The organism is Bacillus cereus group sp. BceL291 (assembly GCF_051776705.1).
GTDB lineage: Bacteria > Bacillota > Bacilli > Bacillales > Bacillaceae_G > Bacillus_A > Bacillus_A cereus.
This window is the reverse complement of sequence record NZ_JBPWAP010000034.1, coordinates 1-17,944: the sequence shown is the minus strand read 5'-3', so window position 1 is coordinate 17,944 and position 17,944 is coordinate 1. Positions and strand designations below refer to the sequence as shown.

The following is a 17,944-nucleotide window of genomic DNA, read 5'->3' as shown; positions in this document are numbered from 1 at the left end:
ATAACGAAGACGTACTGACTTAAAAGATATTATCACTTTTTACAATTCATTTCAAGTTTCATTTTATAATTTTTCAATTTGATGGAAGTCAAGTTCAACTGGAGTCTCGCGACCAAACATATCCACAAGCACGCTAACCTTTTTCTTCTCCACATCAATTTCTTCAATAGCACCTGTATAATCTGCGAATGGCCCCTCATTTACACGTACTGTCTCATGAAGTTCAAAGTCGAAATCAACCACTTCGTTGTCCATTCCCATATGTTTCATAATGGTAACAACTTCCTCTTCTAATAGAGGTGATGGTTTAGATCCAGAACCAGAAGAACCAACGAACCCAGTTACACCCGGCGTGTTACGTACAACATACCAAGAGTCATCAGTCATGATTAATTCTACTAATACATAACCTGGGAACACTTTTCTTTTCATTAATTTTTCTTTTCCGTTTTTCATTTCTACTTCTACTTCTTCCGGGACAACAACACGGAAAATTTTATCTTGCATACCCATTGATTCTACACGTTTCTCTAGGTTTGCTTTTACTTTATTTTCATATCCAGAATAAGTATGGACAACATACCAACTTTTTTCCATTCATTTAGGACGAGCGTCCTTCCCTCCCTGACGTACATTTTTTTGCGCAAATGAAAAAACCCGTTCACCGGGCTTTTACACAGTTCTTATAAATAACATTATATCATGGATAAGTGCTTCTTATTCAAGAATTAACCAAGAATTAACCGAATTAAAGAAGAAATGCCCATATCAACTACTGCGAAGAAAATCGCAAAGAACACAACTGTAGCAACAACAGTCGCTGTTGAGCGGAGTAATTCATCTTTTTTAGGCCAACTTACTTTTTTCATTTCGCGACCTACATCGCCGAAAAAGTTCGTTAAACGCATCTGCGGGACCTCCAGTGTATTATTTCAATTATTTATTTTGTTTCCTTGTGAACTGTATGCTGATTGCATGTTTTACAAAACTTTTTTATTTCAAGTCGCTCTATTGAGCTCGTATCTTTCATAGTAGAGTAGTTTCGATTTTTACACTCTTCACATGAGAGTACAACTTTTTTCCTCATTAGTTACACCAACCTTGTAACATTATGTCCCTAAAAATGTATCATACAATAAAAGACAATGTCAATGACATGCATTTTGTACTTTCTACAAAAGAAAACAGGTGATTTATTTTACACCTGCAGCACTTGTTACTTCTTATGAATTTAAAGTTGTACTTTCTCTCATTTCCATATATCGTTCCAATTTCCTCTTTACTCTTTGTAAAGCGTTATCAATAGATTTCACATGCCTGTTTAACTGTTCTGAAATCTCTTGATAAGAACGACCATCTAAATATAAAGAAAGCACTTTCCTTTCTAAATCGCTTAATAATTCAGATATTTTTGATTCTATGTCTGTATATTCTTCCTGGCTAATGATCATCTCTTCAGGATCAGTCACCTTCGCTTCAGAAATAACATCCAATAACGTTCGATCAGATTCCTCATCGTAAATCGGCTTATCTAAAGACACATACGAATTTAAAGGAATATGTTTTTGTCTTGTTGCCGTTTTAATAGCGGTAATAATTTGTCGAGTGATACATAGTTCAGCAAATGCTTTGAATGAAGACAGCTTGTCCTCTTTATAATCACGAATTGCTTTAAACAACCCTATCATACCTTCTTGAACAATGTCTTCTCGATCGGCACCCACTAAAAAGTAAGATCTTGATTTCGCACGAACAAAGTTCTTATACTTGTGAATTAAATATTCTAGAGCGTCAGTATTACCTTTTCGAACTAACTCAACGATTGCCTCATCCTCTAAATCACGAAATGTAACGTCGCCTATACTTACGAAGCCTGCTTCCACCTTGATCCCTCCGACCGCTATTTATTTAGCAATATTATACAGTAAAAAGATAAAGAGCGTCAATGCTTCAACGCTCTCCTCTTCTTAATTTTTCTAATTTTTCTGTAATATCCTTACTAAATATCTTTCGCATGGCGGGCTGCTGTTCTTTCGTGTCTTTTGTACGCCTTCTTACTTGTTGTTCCATCGCTTGTACTTCCAACTCTAATTCACGCGCAGATTTTCGAAGGGCACCTTGCCCAAATATAACCCATTGTTCTGTATAATCAGAAGTCGCAACATATATTTGTGTATTTATATTTCTAAGCTCTATCGCAAGTTGCTCTATCTTTTCGTCTGCAGTTTGATTCTTTCGTGTGAATATTACTTCTACACGAGATTGTTTCATCTTTTTTTCAATACCATGGACTGTATAGGCATCAAAGACTATCATCACTTTTGTGCCTGTATAACCTTGATAATCCGCCATCTTATCAATAAGCGCATCTCTTGATGATTGTAAATCTACATCCCGCAGTTTCTTCAAATCTCCCCAAGCTCCGATAATGTTGTAGCCGTCAACGATTAAAATATCGTTCATTTTTTATTTACCAATTTCGTGACGTTTACGATATACCTCATACATTAACAAACTTGCGGCTACTGAAGCATTTAAGGATGTAACTTTACCAACCATCGGTAGAGTGATTAAGAAATCACACTTTTCACCAATAATACGACTCATACCTTTTCCTTCACTACCAATTACTAATCCAATCGGCATTGTACCATCTAAATTACGGTAATCCGTTTTCCCTTTGGCATCTGTACCAGCAATCCAAAGTCCACGCTCTTTTAATTCATCAATTGTACGAGATAAGTTTGTTACGCGCGCAACAGGAATGTATTCAATCGCTCCTGTTGATGCTTTCGCAACTGATGCGGTAAGTCCCACAGCTCTTCTCTTCGGAATAATAATTCCATGAGCTCCTGTTGCATCAGCAGTACGCATAATAGAACCTAGATTATGCGGATCTTCAATCTCATCTAAAATCAAGAAGAACGGATCTTCATTACGTTTTTCTGCCACTTTGAATAAATCTTCTAACTCTGCATACTGATATGCAGCTACTTGAGCAATTACACCTTGATGATTACCCTCAACTAATTGATCTAACTTTTTCTTTGGTGCATGTTGTAAAATAATCTTATTTTCTTTCGCTAACGCTAGTACAATTTGTACTTGTCCTTTGGCAGCACCTTCTGCGATCCAAATTTTATTAATATCTCTCCCTGATCTTAACGCTTCAATTACAGGGTTACGTCCGATAATATATTCACTAGTCATGATGATGTGCCCCCTTCCTTTTCTTCTAAAACTGCAATTGCCTTATATACAATTTCGTCTAATCTTTCACGATTATTTAATAAATGATGATAACCAATTAGTGCTTCAAAGGCTGTACTATGTCGATATGTTTGTACATCCGTATTTTTCGGAACTGTACCTGAATTTGCATTACGCCCTCTTCTTAATACCGCCTCTTCTTCCTCTGTCAAAAATGCCGTCTCTAATAAATGATAAACAACTTTCGCCTGTGCTTTTGCTGAAACAAAGCTCGTCCCTAAGCGATGTAATTGATTAGGGCGAACTTTTCCTTTTTGAAGGAGGTGATAGCGGATATATTGTTCATATACCGCATCACCCATATACGCTAACGCCAAGCTGTTTAATTGCTTTGCATCAATCATCCTTATCCTCTTTTCCATCTTGTACCTTGAGCGGTATCTTCTAAAATAATATTACGTTCTTTTAAATCGTCACGAATTTGATCAGACAATGCGAAATCGCGATTTTTACGAGCTTCAATGCGCTTTTGGATAAGCTCTTCAATTTCTTCATCCAGTAATTCTTCTTTTGATAATTCTAATCCTAAAATATCAAATAACGTTTCCAGTTGTTTTACGTATGCTTCAATCACAACTTTAGATGTATGCTCTTCAAGTAAATATTGATTTGCATGATTTGCTACGTTGTATAATTCGGTAATTGCATTTGCAGTGTTAAAGTCATCATTCATTGCCTCTTCAAATGCAGTCTGGAATTTCTCTATTTCAGCTAACCATTTCTCATTATGGTCCGTTAAATCCGTACTACTCTCCATACGATGCTTTAAGTTTCCATAAGCTGTTTTAATTCTTTCCAGTCCATTATTCGTACTTTGTAATAACTCTTCACTAAAGTTAATCGGGTGACGATAGTGTACTGATAACATAAAGAATCTAATTAACTGCGGGTCGTATTGCTTAATAATATCGTGAACTAAAATAAAGTTACCCAGCGATTTAGACATCTTCTCATTGTTAATATTAATATATCCATTATGCATCCAGTAACGTGCAAACGTTTTTCCAGTCAATGCCTCTGACTGCGCAATTTCATTTTCATGATGCGGGAACGCCAAGTCTTGCCCACCAGCATGAATGTCAATTGTATCCCCTAAATACTTACGCGCCATTGCTGAGCATTCAATATGCCATCCTGGACGTCCTTGCCCCCAAGGGCTTTCCCAGAAGATTTCTCCTTCTTTCGCAGCTTTCCATAAAGCAAAATCAAGAGGGTCTTGTTTCTTTTCCCCTACCTCAATACGAGCACCGTGACGTAAATCTGCGATTGGTTGATGTGATAATTTACCGTAACCTTCGAATTCCTTCGTCTTAAAGTACACATCACCCTCTGATTCATATGCATACCCTTTATTCACAAGTTCTTGAATAAATTCAATAATGATATCCATATTTTCTGTTACACGAGGATGAACTGTTGCGTGTTTGCAACCTAGTGCTGTTACATCTTCAAAGTACGCTTCAACAAAACGATCAGCAATCGTTGGTACATCTTCACCTAATTCATTTGCCGCTTTAATTAATTTATCATCTACGTCCGTAAAGTTAGATACATATTGCACATCGTATCCTTTGTATTCTAAATAACGACGCACTGTATCGAATACCATAGGAGGTCTTGCATTCCCAATATGAATGTAGTTATAAACTGTAGGTCCGCATACATACATCTTTACCTTATTTTCTTCTAATGGAACAAACTCTTCTTTTTGACGTGTTAACGTATTATAAATGTGAATAGTCATTTTTATCCTTCCTTTCTACCTTTAATTCCAATTGTTTCTTCAATTTATCAAGTTCTACTTCCATAGCCTTTAATTTATCAAAAATCGGATCTGGAAGGTCAGAGTGATTTAATTCTTGACCAATCTTTACTCCATTTTGAATAACGACACGGCCAGGTATACCTACAACTGTAGAATGTGCAGGAACTTCTTTTAATACGACAGACCCTGCTCCGATTTTAGAATTCTCTCCCACAGTAATAGACCCAAGAACTTTAGCACCCGTCGCAATTAATACATTATCCTGAATTGTTGGGTGCCTCTTCCCTTTTTCTTTTCCTGTACCACCTAATGTAACCCCTTGATAAATCGTTACATTATCACCAATTTCACAAGTTTCTCCAATTACAACTCCCATTCCATGATCTATAAAAAAGCGTCGACCAATAGTTGCTCCTGGATGGATCTCAATGCCAGTAAAAAAGCGGCTCACTTGTGAAACAAAACGTGCAAGAAAGAAAAAATTTCTTTTATAAAAAGCATGTGCAATTCGATGGGCCCAAACTGCATGTAATCCAGAGTAAGTTAAAATGACTTCGAAATAACCTCTTGCCGCTGGATCCTGTTCAAAAACGACTTCAATATCTTCCCGAAGCCTCTTAAACATCGGTGTTCCCTCCCCTTTATGGGCTGCTTTTTTGTCGAACGAACTAACTCCCCTAACTCATCACTTCTCCCCTAATTCTTTATATAAGGAGATAAATTCTATATTCATACCTATTTACACGGTATAAAAAAAAAGGCGTCTCTGTCATATTGACAGAGACGCCTTTTAAGCGCGGTTCCACTCTGTTTAGGCTTAAAAAAGCCTCAAACTCATCCATGATAACGGTGTACACCGCTTCTGCTTACTTTGCGGCCTAAGACATCCCACGAAGCAATTCGCTGTTCAGCAGAAGACTCGAAGGGGCATTTCAAAAATCCGCTTATAAACCACTCCCAGCCTAAAGGTGGTTCTCTCTGTAAAAAGCCTGATTTTCTACTTCTCCTTCTCGTCGCTTTTCCTTATTAGGTTTTAGGTATACTTATTATATTTCTAAACCTAGAAAATGTTAACCAATTACTTTTTGAAGACGATTTAAAACTTTTTCTTTTCCAAGAAGTGCAATAGCATTCGGAAGCTCTGGACCATGCGTTTGTCCTGTAGTTGCAACACGGATTGGCATAAATAAATTTTTACCTTTATGTCCTGTTTCCTTTTGAACTGCTTTAATCGCTGCCTTAATTGCTGCTGGCTCCATTGCTTCTAGAGCTTCTATTTGACCAGCAAATGCACGAAGTACTTCAGGTACTTGTTCACCATTTAATACTTCTTGTCCTTCTTCTTCATAATCAACATGATCTTTAAAGAACATTTCAGAAAGCTCTACAATTTCAGCTCCAAAACTCATTTGTTCATGGTATAAAGCAATTACATCACGAATCCAAGCTTGGTCTTGTTCGCTTAAAGTTTCTCCCACACGTCCAGCTTTCACTAAATGCGGTAAGCTTAACTCTACAACCGTATCTAAATCTTGCTTTTTCATATACTGGTTGTTCATCCATTTTAGTTTTTGAGAATCAAATAATGCAGGTGATTTTGATAAACGAGCTGCATCGAACATTTTGATAAACTCATCTTTAGAGAAGATTTCTTCTTCTCCTACCGGAGACCAACCTAGTAGTGCAATAAAGTTAAAGATTGCTTCTGGAAGATACCCAAGCTCTTTATATTGCTCAATAAATTGAATAATAGATTCATCACGCTTACTTAACTTTTTACGACTTTCATTAACAATTAGAGTCATATGACCGAATTGTGGAATATCCCAGCCGAAAGCTTCATAAATCATCATTTGTTTCGGTGTATTTGAAATATGATCATCACCACGAAGTACATGTGTAATTTCCATTAGATGATCATCTACTGCTACTGCAAAGTTATAAGTTGGAATTCCATCTTTTTTCACAATAACAAAATCACCGAAATCATTTGAATGGAACGCAACTTCATCTTTTACAATATCTTTGAATGTGTAGTCACGATCAGCTGGTACACGGAAACGAATACTTGGAATACGTCCCTCAGCTTCAAATTCTTTCACTTGTTCTTCAGTTAATTCACGGTGGTTACCTGCGTAACGAGGTGTTTCACCGCGAGCGATTTGTCCTTCACGCTCTGCTTCTAGCTCTTCTTCTGTCATATAACATTTATAAGCTAGACCACGCTCTAATAAATCTTCATATAATTTTTTATAAATATCTAAACGCTCTGTTTGGCGATATGGTCCAAATTCACCACCAACATCAACACCTTCATCCCAGTCCATACCGAGCCATTTCAAGTATTTTAATTGGCTTTCTTCTCCACCAGCCACGTTACGTTTTACATCAGTATCTTCAATACGAATAATAAATTTGCCATCTAAATGACGAGCAAATAAATAATTAAATAATGCCGTACGCGCATTTCCGATATGTAAGTGTCCTGTTGGACTTGGCGCGTAGCGCACTCTCACTTGCTTTTCCATAATTGGTACACCTTCCATTCTTAATGTCAACACATTCTATAATTGTACACCAAAAAAATGTGATTATCCATCTTACGAATTAAAAACCATTATTTTTTCTGTAATAAAACAACCGCTTGAGAAGCAATCCCTTCTTCTCTACCTGTAAATCCTAATTTTTCTGTTGTTGTTGCCTTTACATTAATGTTATCGATAGACGTTTCTAACAGTTCACTAATGCGCTTACGCATGCTCTCAATATGTGGTGCCATTTTTGGTTTTTGAGCAATAATTGTACAATCTAAATTTCCTAACTCGTAACCTTGTTCACGCACAAATTCCCAAACTTTTTGTAACAATACAGCTGAATCTGCATCTTTAAAAGCTGGGTCTGTATCAGGAAAATGCTTTCCGATATCTCCTGCTGCAATCGCACCTAAACATGCATCAGCAATCGTATGTAACAATACATCTGCATCTGAATGACCAATTAATCCTTTCTCGTGTGGAATTGTAATTCCACCGATAATCAACGGACGCCCTTCCGCAAATTCATGTACATCAAAACCTTGTCCAATTCGAAACATCCTTACTTCCTCCTTAAGCTAAACTACTGAGCTTTATGACTCTATATTATATCGCTATCCTTATAAAGAAAAGCCCGGCTGTTGCCGAGCTTTTCTTTATTAACACATCATCAACGTTATTTCTTCTGAACACGAAGGAAACTTTCAGCAATTAATAGATCTTCCGGAGTCGTCACTTTAATATTATAGTAACTCCCCTCTACTACACCTACTTGCTTCCCAACACGTTCTACGAGACTTGCATCATCTGTGCCAAGAAAACAACTTTGCTTTGCGCTTCTATGAGCTTCTAGCAAAAGAGAAACAGAGAATCCTTGTGGTGTTTGTACAGCGTTAAGTTGAGATCGCTCTACCGTTTCTACAACAACACCCTGCTCTACTTTCTTAACAGTATCTTTTACTGGCACTGCACAAATGGAAGCTCCATATTTTTCTGCTGCAATTAATACATCGCGAATCACTTTATTCGTTACGAACGGGCGCGCCCCGTCATGCACAAGAACATATTCGACACCACTCGCATACTGAAGTGCGTTATATACGCTATCTTGTCTTTCGGCTCCACCCTGAATAAATTGTACGTGCTTTTCAATCTGGTACTTCTGCATTAACTCTTCAAAATACGGGCGTTCTTCTTCGTTAATTGCCATAATAATACTTTTGCACGCTTTATCTTTTTCAAAAGCACGCAATGTGTGCACAATAATTGGTACTTCATCTATAAGTAAAAATAACTTATTTTTACCAGCACCCATTCGTTTTCCTTGGCCCGCTGCCGGAATAATTAATGTATACATATTAATAATCCTCTACTTATAATGCTTTTTCTAGCAATTTACGTTTTGCAAAAATCATACGACCAGCCGATGTTTGTAATACGCTAGTAACAAGTACGTCAAGTTGTGAACCCACATACTCTCTACCATCTTCTACTACAATCATCGTACCATCATCTAAGTATGCAACACCTTGATTTTGTTCTTTACCATCTTTCACAACATAAACACTTAATTCTTCACCAGGGAGTACGACTGGTTTAATCGCATTAGCTAAATCATTAATGTTTAACACCGTAACCCCTTGTAATTCAGAAACTTTGTTTAAATTGAAATCGTTTGTTACTACAGTTCCACCAGTGATTTTTGCCAACTTTACAAGCTTGCTATCTACTTCTTGGATATCATCGAAATCGCCTTCATAAATTTCTACCGGAATTGGCATCTCCTTTTGAATACGATTTAAAATGTCTAGCCCTCTGCGGCCACGATTACGCTTTAAAGCATCTGAAGAATCGGCAATATGCTGAAGCTCTTCTAATACGAATTGCGGAATGACAATTGTTCCTTCTAAAAACTTTGTTTGGCAAATATCTGCAATACGTCCGTCAATAATTACACTCGTATCGAGAATTTTCCAATGAGTCGTAGATTTTTCTGCTTCGACCTCTACCTCTTCATTCTCACTATTGTTTTTCTTCTTACCTCCGCGTTGGGGTAATGTAAATAATCCTAGCAATTCATTCCTCTTTTTAAATCCTACTTGGAATCCTAAATATCCAAGTAAAAGGGTGAAGAACACTTGCAACACCGTACTAATAACTGGAATTGTAAATTCACGAATTGGTATCAAAATTAAATATGCAACAATAAGACCAGAGATTAATCCTAATGTACCAAATAAAACATCTGCTACAGGCGCCTTTACAAGAGCCTCTTCAATATGCTTAATAAGTTGAACAATATAATCTACAAGCCAAAATGTTGTTAAAAATAAAATAATTGCACCAATAATTGCACGAACATACGATCCTTCCAACAAAGGAACCGCACCGATATCTAATACATTAATAATTTTTGGGATTAAGTAAATCCCTAACGCTCCCCCGATCACTAAAAAGAAGAGCTGTACAATCCGTTTTAACATCCAACCACCTCCTACTCATTATTAACCATTGTTTCGCTAATCAAAACGCCGAATGCAAAAGCGGACGTGTTTTTTTGTAAATAGTTTTATTTACCAATATATCATATCATATACCAAAAATGTTCTAGTGTCGTTATATTATAGAATCAATGTAATATTCTTAATTGTGTCTACTCATATAGAGATGCTCTTGAATTCTTTTTAGACCTTCTCGTATTTTCTTCGCTCTCACTTCTCCAATTCCTTCCACATCATCCAATTCATTAATAGTTGCTCGGCAAACACCTTGCAATGTTTTAAATCGATTAATTAAATTCTCGATAATAAGTGGCGGAACACGAGAAATCTTGCTTGTGATTCGGTACCCTCTAGGTGTCACACTTTCTTCTAAACTTGTTTGTCCTGGATACCCAAGTAATTTAACTAAATCACTATCCTCTAAAAGTTGTGTATTTGCAAGATCTTGTAACTTTTTCAAGATTTGATGATGGTCTTGTGTTTTCTCCTGGTGATAATCTTTAATTAACAATGCTGCCTCTGCCTCTAAATCAGCTAGTAATTCTGTAAGCTGTAAACGAATTAACCTACCTTCTGTTCCTAGCTCATGAATATAGCTCAATATTTCATTTTTTATACGCAGCACCATTTCAACACTATGTAAAACGTGAACCACCTCGGACATTGTAACGACCTCTTCAAATTCTAGAATACCCAAATTCGTAATGCCGTCATTCCATACAGCCTTATATTTTTCTAGCGTTTGAATTGCTTGATTTGCCTTCGTTAAAATGACACCTATATCTTTTAGTGTATAACGTAAGTTCCCTTGATATAGCGTAATTACATTACGTCTTTGTGAAATGGCCACAACAAGGCTGCCCGTCTGCTTTGCTACACGCTCTGCTGTTCGGTGACGCATACCTGTTTCAATAGAATCAATAGATGAATCCGGAACTAACTGTGCGTTTGCAATTAAAATTTTACTTCCAGTTTCATTTAAAATAAGTGCTCCATCCATTTTTGCTAATTCATATAAACTAGCAGGAGAGAATGCGCAATTAATATGAAAACCACCATCAACAATGCTTTTAATCTGCTCATTATACCCAAGAACAATTAGTCCCCCTGTTTGTGCACGAAGTACATTATCTATCCCTTCGCGCAGTGGTGTTCCCGGGGCCACGAGCTGTAAAATATTAATTATACTTTTGACACGTTGCTTATTTTCTTCCATAGCCTAGCCTCCTAATGTCAAACGAAGCGCTTCTCCTAAATTAGAAACACCTACAACCTCAATCCCCTCTGGAATTGTCCACCCCCCTAAATTTTTTCTAGGAATGATAGCACGTTGAAATCCTAATTTAGCTGCTTCTTGTACACGTTGTTCGATTCTTGATACTCTTCTTATTTCTCCAGTTAATCCAACTTCTCCTATTACCGCATCAGTTGGTGCCGTAGATTTATCTCTAAAACTTGAAGCTATACTTAAGGCAACAGCTAAATCAATTGCCGGTTCATCTAATTTCAAACCACCAGCTACTTTTAAATACGCATCTTGATTTTGTAATAGTAAACCTGTTCTTTTCTCTAGTACCGCCATAATAAGCGAGACACGATTATGATCAATTCCTGTCGCCATTCTTCGAGGATTTCCAAAACTAGTAGGGGAAATTAATGCCTGTATTTCTACTAAAACTGGTCTTGTTCCTTCCATTGAGGCAACTACTGTTGAACCTGCAACTCCAACTGGTCTTTCCTCAAGGAAAATTTCAGAAGGATTTAAGACTTCTGCAAGGCCAAGTTCTTTCATTTCAAAGATACCCATTTCATTCGTAGAACCAAAACGATTCTTTACAGCTCGTAAAATACGATATGTATGGTGTCGATCTCCTTCAAAGTAAAGAACTGCATCGACCATATGTTCTAACATACGCGGCCCCGCAATTGCACCTTCTTTTGTCACATGTCCTACGATGAAAATTGGGATTCCCTTTGTTTTTGCAAGTTTCATTAATTCTGCTGTACATTCACGTACTTGCGCCACGCTACCAGGAGCTGATGTCACCTCAGGTAAATGTATCGTTTGAATAGAATCAATAACAACAAAAGCAGGATTCATCTCTTCAATATGTGCTGCAATACGCTGTAAATCTGTCTCTGATACAACAAATAGATTACTACCATTTACATGTAAACGATCTGCACGAAGTTTAATCTGCTTTGCTGACTCCTCACCTGATATATACAATACATCATATGAAGCATCTGCTAATTGCGAGGAAATCTGTAATAATAACGTTGATTTTCCAATCCCAGGGTCCCCACCAATAAGTACTAAAGATCCATCTACAATTCCGCCACCTAGTACACGGTTAAACTCCTGAAATTTTGTTTCAATACGTGCCTCAGACTTTGTTTCTACTTCTGTAAGACGTCTTGGTTTTGTTACTTCTGTTTGAATTGCATTTGCATAATTTAGGCGTCTGGATGATACAACGGGTTCCATCTCTTCAACAAGCGAATTCCATTGACCACACCCTGGACATTTACCCATATATTTTGGTGATTGATAACCACACTCTTGACATGTGAATTTTGTTTTCTTTTTAGCCATATCTTTTTATATTTCACTTCGCTTTCATCTATAAACATTTGACCTTCTCGTACAAGAAAGAGGGCTATCTCGTAGCCCTCTTAGTTTGTCTATACTTATTTTACCTTTTCAGCACTATGAATGACAAATGTTTCCCCTTCTACATCAAAGATAACTTTTTGTCCTTTCTCAATAGCACCTTTTAAAAGTTCTTCCGATAGTCTATCTTCTACATGCTTCTGAATTGCTCTACGTAGTGGACGAGCACCATATTCACGATCAAACCCTTTATCAGCAATAGCTGCAATCGCCCCTTCTGTTAATTGCAATTCAATTTCTTGTTCTTTTAAGCGATTCACTAACTGATTTACCATAAGAGTCACAATTTCTTGAATATGTTTTTTCTCAAGCATATGGAATACGATAATTTCATCAATACGGTTTAAGAATTCTGGACGAAATGCCTTTTTCAGCTCATCCATTACTTTACCTTTCATATCCGAATAATCACGACTTTCATCTTGTACGTTAAATCCAAGATGTTTGTTACGTTTTAACGCCTCAGCACCAACGTTAGACGTCATAATAACAATCGTATTACGGAAGTCAACTGTACGTCCTTTAGAATCAGTTAAACGACCATCTTCCAATACCTGTAGTAAAATATTAAATACATCAGGATGCGCCTTCTCTACTTCATCTAATAGGACAACTGAATACGGCTTACGACGAACCTTCTCTGTTAATTGTCCGCCTTCTTCATACCCAACATATCCTGGAGGAGAACCAACTAAGCGAGAAGTTGAATGTTTCTCCATATACTCAGACATATCAATGCGAATCATTGCATCCTCATCACCGAACATAGATTCTGCCAATGCTCTTGCTAATTCTGTTTTACCTACACCTGTTGGTCCTAAGAAAATAAATGAACCAATTGGACGTTTCGGATCTTTCAGTCCTGCTCTTGCACGACGAACAGCTTTCGCTACAGCCACTACCGCTTCATCCTGGCCGATGACACGATCATGAAGAATGGATTCTAAGTTTAATAATTTATCAGTCTCTGTTTGTGCAAGTTTAGAAACAGGGATACGTGTCCATGTAGAAACGACATTTGCAATATCTTCTACCGTAACCTCTGAATTTTCTTTTCCTTGTTGTTCTTTCCACTGACGCTTTGTATCTTCCAATTTCTCACGTAAGCGTTGTTCCATATCACGTAAGGAAGCAGCCTTTTCAAACTCTTGACTTTGTACAGCCGCATCTTTTTCTTTTCGAATTTCCTCAAGATTCACTTCAAGCTCTTTTAAGTTTGGTGGTGTTGTATAAGAACGTAAGCGAACCTTTGAAGCAGCTTCATCAATTAAATCAATTGCTTTATCTGGTAAGAAACGATCCGTAATATAACGATCGGAAAGTTTCACAGCTGCATCAATTGCATCATCTGTAATAGACACACGGTGATGGGCCTCATAACGATCGCGTAAACCTTTCAAGATTTGAGTTGATTCTTCTAGACTCGGCTCATCAACATGAATTGGCTGGAAACGTCTCTCTAAAGCTGCATCCTTTTCAATATATTTACGATACTCATCTAAAGTTGTCGCACCAATACATTGTAATTCTCCGCGTGCTAAAGATGGTTTTAAAATATTTGATGCATCGATTGCACCTTCTGCTCCACCTGCACCGATTAATGTATGAAGTTCATCAATAAATAGAATAATATTCCCTGCTTGACGTATTTCATCCATTACTTTCTTTAAACGATCTTCAAACTCACCACGATATTTCGTCCCAGCTACCACTGTTCCCATATCTAGTGTCATAACACGCTTATCTCTTAACGTTTCAGGAACTTCATTATTTACGATTTGCTGTGCTAACCCTTCAGCAATTGCTGTTTTACCTACACCAGGCTCTCCAATTAACACTGGATTGTTTTTTGTTCTACGGCTTAACACTTCAATTACACGTTGAATTTCTTTACTACGTCCAATAACAGGATCCAAACGATTCTCACGTGCAACAACTGTTAAGTCGCGCGCTAAACTGTCTAGTGTCGGTGTATTGGCATTTGTCGATGAACCACCTTGGTGACCTGAACTTGCCTCGTTACTTCCAAGAAGTTGTAACACTTGTTGTCTTGCTTTGTTAAGGCTGACGCCTAAATTATTTAAAACACGTGCCGCTACACCTTCACCTTCACGGATTAAGCCAAGTAAAATATGTTCTGTTCCAACGTAAGAATGTCCTAGCTTACGCGCTTCATCCATAGACAATTCAATAACTTTTTTAGCACGAGGTGTATAATGTACAGTTTGAGAAGCTTCTGTTCCACGTCCAATTAACGCTTCTACCTCTTTTTGCACTTTCTCCGGGCTCAATCCAAGAGCAATTAACGCTTTTGCTGCAATTCCTTCACCTTCGCGTACAAGCCCAAGTAAAATATGTTCTGTTCCAATATTATTATGCCCAATGCGAATTGCTTCCTCTTGAGATAAAGCTAATACTTTCTGTGCTCTTTCTGTAAATCTTCCAAACATCATAGAAATCGCCTCCTACTTGCGCTTAGTTTTTTTCAATACGTAATCGCTCACGGATTAAGGTTGCTCTTCGATAATCTCTTTCTTCTGGTCCTAAAGGTCCTCCTGCGTATTGTTGTAAAATACCTGGTTGCGTAAGAACCATTAGCTCAGTCAAAATATTTCTCGATATACCTTTTATATATCCTAGATCAATACCAAGTCGTACATCCGATAAGCAAGTTGCCGCTTCTGCAGATTGAATTAAACGACTATTTGCTAGTATACCGTAAGAACGATAAACCTTATCTTCAAGCTCAATACTCGAATTTTGTACAATTAATTCTCTGGCCAATTTTTCTTGTTGTATAATTTGCTGCATGACACTCTTTAAATCTGCAATAATATCTTCTTCGGATTTCCCTAGCGTCATTTGATTTGATACTTGAAATATATTACCTAACGCTTCGCTACCTTCACCGTATATTCCTCTTACTACTAAACCTAATTTTTGAATTACTTGTATAATACGGCTAATTCTTTTTGTTAAAACCAGCCCTGGTAAATGAATCATTACAGAAGCTCTTAATCCTGTACCAACGTTAGTAGGACAACTCGTAATATATCCAAGTGATTCATCAAAAGCATATTCAACCTCTTTCTCAATCCAATTATCTATTTGATTGGCGCTTTGAAGCGCCTTTGATAACTGTAGTCCTGGAAATAGGCACTGAATCCTAATGTGGTCTTCCTCATTAAGCATCACACTAATGTGTTCGCTTTCTGATAACAGACATGCTCCATATTCAGTCCCTGCTAGATTTGGACTAATTAAATGCTTTTCGACTAAAACTCTCCTTTGAAGAGGCGTTAATTCATTCATTTTTAATAGTCCAAACTTCCCAAAGGGCTCTACCGCTTTATTTATAAATTTCTTTTTAAATAATTCTTGAACCTTTTGAGCTTCCTCTTCGTTTTGCATAGTAGAAAATTGATATTGCTTAAAATTACGAGCCAAACGAATTCGACTACTTAAAACAATATCAGAATCAGGGCCATCCCCCTTCATCCATGGACTAATCGCTTCATTCATAATTTTGTCCAGTGACATAGAACTACTCCCCCTCTCTATGCTCACTAAGCTGAGTTTCAAGCCCTCGAATTTCATCTCTTACCTCAGCAGCTTTCTCAAACTCCTCATTCTGTACATATTGTTTCAGAATAAGTTTTAGTTCATCTAATTCTTTCTTTAAGTGGATATTTCCTTCCATTCGTTCCGGAATTTTTCCACAATGTTCTGTATGTCCACCATGAAGTCGTTTTAACAATGGGTTTAAGTGTCCTTTAAATGTATCGTAACAAGAAGCACAACCAAGGCGTCCCACCTTTGTAAAATGTTCGTATGTCATCTTACAACCTGGACATCTTATTGTATTTGTATTTGAAAACCCGTTTTTTCCTTCTCCAAACATTGTTGATTCACCGTGTAATAAACCAGCAAATACATCATGAAATGAAAAGTTAGACTGTGATGATTGAAAGAAAGACGTATAGCCACTTTGCTCTGCACATTGCTCACAAAGATGAACTTCCGCCTTCTTCTCGTTGATTACTTTTGTATAATGTAAAGTTGCTGGTCTTATATTACAGTTTTGACAAGTCATCAATATCCCCACCTTTACAACAGGAACGATCTACCTCATGATACTTTTCATACATTACTAGATTGTCCTCTTTCCTTAATCCATTTAGATAAAAGTACATGCTCTTTTTCAAAACTTCTACAATATTTAACTGCCCTATCTTAATTATCATTCTTTTACAAAAGCTGTATTTATTTATATTTCAGTGTTCTTAACATTGCGCATAATATTCGAGCCCTAAGTTCATCTCGAGAAGGAATATCCATTGATAATACAGAACGATCTAGTACACTTAACATTAGTTTTGCTTCACGGCCTGTTATGATTCCCTCTTCTAATAAACGTATAATCATACTCTCTGCATTCCCTTGTGCAACGCTATGATCAATCATATGAAGCATTTGATCAATAATGTCTATATCATCATGCAGTTTGACTTTTATAATGCGAATGTAACCTCCTCCACCACGTTTACTTTCTACTACAAATCCTCTTTCTAATGTAAAACGGGTATTGATTACATAATTGATTTGAGATGGTACGCACTCGAATCGATCCGCAATCTCATTTCTTTTGATTTCAATCACATTATTATTACTTAAGTCAATAACTTGCTTTAGATATTGCTCAATGATATCAGATATATTTCTCATTTATCCGCCACCTTTATTGACTTTGACTATCTTTGACTTTAATTATATACGTATTAATAAAATTTGCAACTCTTTTGCTTATTCACTATCCTAGCCACATTCCCCTGCATTTAATCAAAATAGTAATTATTTAAGCACATTTTTTTAATTACTATGGATTATAAAAGAAAACACGAAAAAACACGAGTCATTTGACTCGTGTTTAGTTGCTTGGCGACGTCCTACTCTCACAGGGACAAGGTCCCAACTACCATCGGCGCTAGAGAGCTTAACTTCCGTGTTCGGTATGGGAACGGGTGTGACCTCTCTGCCATCATCACCAAACTATGAAGGCATATTCTTTCAAAACTAGATAACATTGCTTCATATTATATGGTTAAGTCCTCGATCTATTAGTATTCGTCAGCTCCACATGTCACCATGCTTCCACCTCGAACCTATCAACCTGATCATCTTTCAGGGATCTTACTAGCTT

General features: G+C 37.1%; 19 protein-coding genes, 2 rRNA genes and 1 other annotated feature. All 21 genes read right to left on the bottom strand.

Going from position 1 to position 17,944, the window contains the following annotated elements; translation table 11 throughout:
• Positions 1-63 precede the first annotated feature (63 nt).
• Entirely contained in the window at positions 64-597 is a 534-nt protein-coding gene (gene nusG / locus ACS2CR_RS20305; protein WP_000415794.1) for a transcription termination/antitermination protein NusG, read from the bottom strand.
• A gap of 131 nt (positions 598-728) precedes the next feature.
• Positions 729-908, bottom strand: a complete 180-nt coding sequence (gene secE, locus ACS2CR_RS20300) for a preprotein translocase subunit SecE (RefSeq protein ID WP_001241323.1) — start codon at positions 906-908, stop codon at positions 729-731.
• 32 nt (positions 909-940) lie between these two features.
• Entirely contained in the window at positions 941-1,087 is a 147-nt protein-coding gene (rpmG, locus tag ACS2CR_RS20295; protein ID WP_014481927.1) for a 50S ribosomal protein L33, read from the bottom strand.
• A gap of 136 nt (positions 1,088-1,223) precedes the next feature.
• Positions 1,224-1,883 (bottom strand): RNA polymerase sporulation sigma factor SigH, encoded by a 660-nt coding sequence (locus ACS2CR_RS20290; protein WP_000387193.1) that lies wholly within the window; start codon positions 1,881-1,883, stop codon positions 1,224-1,226.
• 67 nt (positions 1,884-1,950) lie between these two features.
• The gene (locus tag ACS2CR_RS20285) at positions 1,951-2,463 is read right to left on the bottom strand and encodes an NYN domain-containing protein (protein WP_000997886.1); all 513 of its coding nucleotides are present in this window, start codon (positions 2,461-2,463) and stop codon (positions 1,951-1,953) included.
• Positions 2,464-2,466: 3 nt separating this feature from the next.
• Complete coding sequence (rlmB, locus tag ACS2CR_RS20280; RefSeq protein WP_000200237.1) at positions 2,467-3,210, bottom strand: 23S rRNA (guanosine(2251)-2'-O)-methyltransferase RlmB; 744 nt, start codon at positions 3,208-3,210, stop codon at positions 2,467-2,469.
• Positions 3,207-3,614 (bottom strand): Mini-ribonuclease 3, encoded by a 408-nt coding sequence (locus tag ACS2CR_RS20275; protein WP_000564261.1) that lies wholly within the window; start codon positions 3,612-3,614, stop codon positions 3,207-3,209. The genes rlmB and ACS2CR_RS20275 overlap by 4 nt, the downstream gene beginning before the upstream one ends.
• A gap of 2 nt (positions 3,615-3,616) precedes the next feature.
• The gene (cysS, locus tag ACS2CR_RS20270; protein WP_000152276.1) at positions 3,617-5,014 is read right to left on the bottom strand and encodes a cysteine--tRNA ligase; all 1,398 of its coding nucleotides are present in this window, start codon (positions 5,012-5,014) and stop codon (positions 3,617-3,619) included.
• Positions 4,995-5,660, bottom strand: a complete 666-nt coding sequence (cysE, locus tag ACS2CR_RS20265) for a serine O-acetyltransferase (RefSeq protein WP_000476497.1) — start codon at positions 5,658-5,660, stop codon at positions 4,995-4,997. Before cysE ends, cysS begins: the two co-directional genes overlap by 20 nt.
• A 151-nt stretch (positions 5,661-5,811) precedes the next feature.
• Positions 5,812-6,058, bottom strand: a binding site (T-box leader).
• A 47-nt stretch (positions 6,059-6,105) separates the two neighbouring features.
• A complete protein-coding gene (gene gltX, locus ACS2CR_RS20260) occupies positions 6,106-7,563 on the bottom strand; it encodes a glutamate--tRNA ligase (protein WP_000415143.1) in 1,458 nt (485 codons plus the stop codon).
• A gap of 89 nt (positions 7,564-7,652) precedes the next feature.
• Positions 7,653-8,129, bottom strand: a complete 477-nt coding sequence (gene ispF / locus ACS2CR_RS20255) for a 2-C-methyl-D-erythritol 2,4-cyclodiphosphate synthase (protein WP_000488386.1) — start codon at positions 8,127-8,129, stop codon at positions 7,653-7,655.
• A 116-nt stretch (positions 8,130-8,245) separates the two neighbouring features.
• A complete protein-coding gene (ispD, locus tag ACS2CR_RS20250) occupies positions 8,246-8,926 on the bottom strand; it encodes a 2-C-methyl-D-erythritol 4-phosphate cytidylyltransferase (protein WP_000288282.1) in 681 nt (226 codons plus the stop codon).
• A 16-nt stretch (positions 8,927-8,942) separates the two neighbouring features.
• Positions 8,943-10,052 (bottom strand): PIN/TRAM domain-containing protein, encoded by a 1,110-nt coding sequence (locus ACS2CR_RS20245; protein ID WP_000919677.1) that lies wholly within the window; start codon positions 10,050-10,052, stop codon positions 8,943-8,945.
• Positions 10,053-10,212: 160 nt separating this feature from the next.
• Positions 10,213-11,286 (bottom strand): DNA integrity scanning diadenylate cyclase DisA, encoded by a 1,074-nt coding sequence (gene disA / locus ACS2CR_RS20240; protein ID WP_000392158.1) that lies wholly within the window; start codon positions 11,284-11,286, stop codon positions 10,213-10,215.
• Positions 11,287-11,289: 3 nt separating this feature from the next.
• Complete coding sequence (gene radA / locus ACS2CR_RS20235; protein WP_001085202.1) at positions 11,290-12,666, bottom strand: DNA repair protein RadA; 1,377 nt, start codon at positions 12,664-12,666, stop codon at positions 11,290-11,292.
• 95 nt (positions 12,667-12,761) lie between these two features.
• Positions 12,762-15,197: an ATP-dependent protease ATP-binding subunit ClpC gene (gene clpC, locus ACS2CR_RS20230; protein ID WP_000971187.1), complete on the bottom strand. Its 2,436-nt coding sequence runs from the start codon at positions 15,195-15,197 to the stop codon at positions 12,762-12,764.
• 22 nt (positions 15,198-15,219) lie between these two features.
• Positions 15,220-16,284, bottom strand: a complete 1,065-nt coding sequence (locus ACS2CR_RS20225; RefSeq protein WP_000050842.1) for a protein arginine kinase — start codon at positions 16,282-16,284, stop codon at positions 15,220-15,222.
• A 4-nt stretch (positions 16,285-16,288) separates the two neighbouring features.
• On the bottom strand, positions 16,289-16,837 hold the full coding sequence (locus ACS2CR_RS20220) for a UvrB/UvrC motif-containing protein (RefSeq protein ID WP_000128398.1): 549 nt from the start codon (positions 16,835-16,837) through the stop codon (positions 16,289-16,291).
• Positions 16,838-17,007: 170 nt separating this feature from the next.
• Positions 17,008-17,469 carry a transcriptional regulator CtsR gene (gene ctsR / locus ACS2CR_RS20215; protein WP_001244565.1) on the bottom strand — a complete coding sequence of 154 codons (462 nt, stop codon included), beginning with the start codon at positions 17,467-17,469 and terminating at the stop codon, positions 17,008-17,010.
• Positions 17,470-17,677: 208 nt separating this feature from the next.
• Positions 17,678-17,793, bottom strand: a 5S ribosomal RNA gene (rrf, locus tag ACS2CR_RS20210).
• A 48-nt stretch (positions 17,794-17,841) separates the two neighbouring features.
• Positions 17,842-17,944: ribosomal RNA gene (locus ACS2CR_RS20205) — 23S ribosomal RNA — on the bottom strand; the annotation flags it as partial.

Excerpts from the sequence above, each read along its gene's own strand:
- nusG (WP_000415794.1), bottom strand. The coding sequence starts at position 597 with ATGGAAAAAAGTTGGTATGTTGTCCATACTTATTCTGGATATGAAAAT.
- secE (WP_001241323.1), bottom strand. The coding sequence starts at position 908 with ATGCGTTTAACGAACTTTTTCGGCGATGTAGGTCGCGAAATGAAAAAA.
- rpmG (WP_014481927.1), bottom strand. The coding sequence starts at position 1,087 with ATGAGGAAAAAAGTTGTACTCTCATGTGAAGAGTGTAAAAATCGAAAC.
- ACS2CR_RS20285 (WP_000997886.1), bottom strand. The coding sequence starts at position 2,463 with ATGAACGATATTTTAATCGTTGACGGCTACAACATTATCGGAGCTTGG.
- rlmB (WP_000200237.1), bottom strand. The coding sequence starts at position 3,210 with ATGACTAGTGAATATATTATCGGACGTAACCCTGTAATTGAAGCGTTA.
- ACS2CR_RS20275 (WP_000564261.1), bottom strand. The coding sequence starts at position 3,614 with ATGATTGATGCAAAGCAATTAAACAGCTTGGCGTTAGCGTATATGGGT.
- cysS (WP_000152276.1), bottom strand. The coding sequence starts at position 5,014 with ATGACTATTCACATTTATAATACGTTAACACGTCAAAAAGAAGAGTTT.
- cysE (WP_000476497.1), bottom strand. The coding sequence starts at position 5,660 with ATGTTTAAGAGGCTTCGGGAAGATATTGAAGTCGTTTTTGAACAGGAT.
- gltX (WP_000415143.1), bottom strand. The coding sequence starts at position 7,563 with ATGGAAAAGCAAGTGAGAGTGCGCTACGCGCCAAGTCCAACAGGACAC.
- ispF (WP_000488386.1), bottom strand. The coding sequence starts at position 8,129 with ATGTTTCGAATTGGACAAGGTTTTGATGTACATGAATTTGCGGAAGGG.
- ispD (WP_000288282.1), bottom strand. The coding sequence starts at position 8,926 with ATGTATACATTAATTATTCCGGCAGCGGGCCAAGGAAAACGAATGGGT.
- ACS2CR_RS20245 (WP_000919677.1), bottom strand. The coding sequence starts at position 10,052 with ATGTTAAAACGGATTGTACAGCTCTTCTTTTTAGTGATCGGGGGAGCG.
- disA (WP_000392158.1), bottom strand. The coding sequence starts at position 11,286 with ATGGAAGAAAATAAGCAACGTGTCAAAAGTATAATTAATATTTTACAG.
- radA (WP_001085202.1), bottom strand. The coding sequence starts at position 12,666 with ATGGCTAAAAAGAAAACAAAATTCACATGTCAAGAGTGTGGTTATCAA.
- clpC (WP_000971187.1), bottom strand. The coding sequence starts at position 15,197 with ATGATGTTTGGAAGATTTACAGAAAGAGCACAGAAAGTATTAGCTTTA.
- ACS2CR_RS20225 (WP_000050842.1), bottom strand. The coding sequence starts at position 16,284 with ATGTCACTGGACAAAATTATGAATGAAGCGATTAGTCCATGGATGAAG.
- ACS2CR_RS20220 (WP_000128398.1), bottom strand. The coding sequence starts at position 16,837 with ATGACTTGTCAAAACTGTAATATAAGACCAGCAACTTTACATTATACA.
- ctsR (WP_001244565.1), bottom strand. The coding sequence starts at position 17,469 with ATGAGAAATATATCTGATATCATTGAGCAATATCTAAAGCAAGTTATT.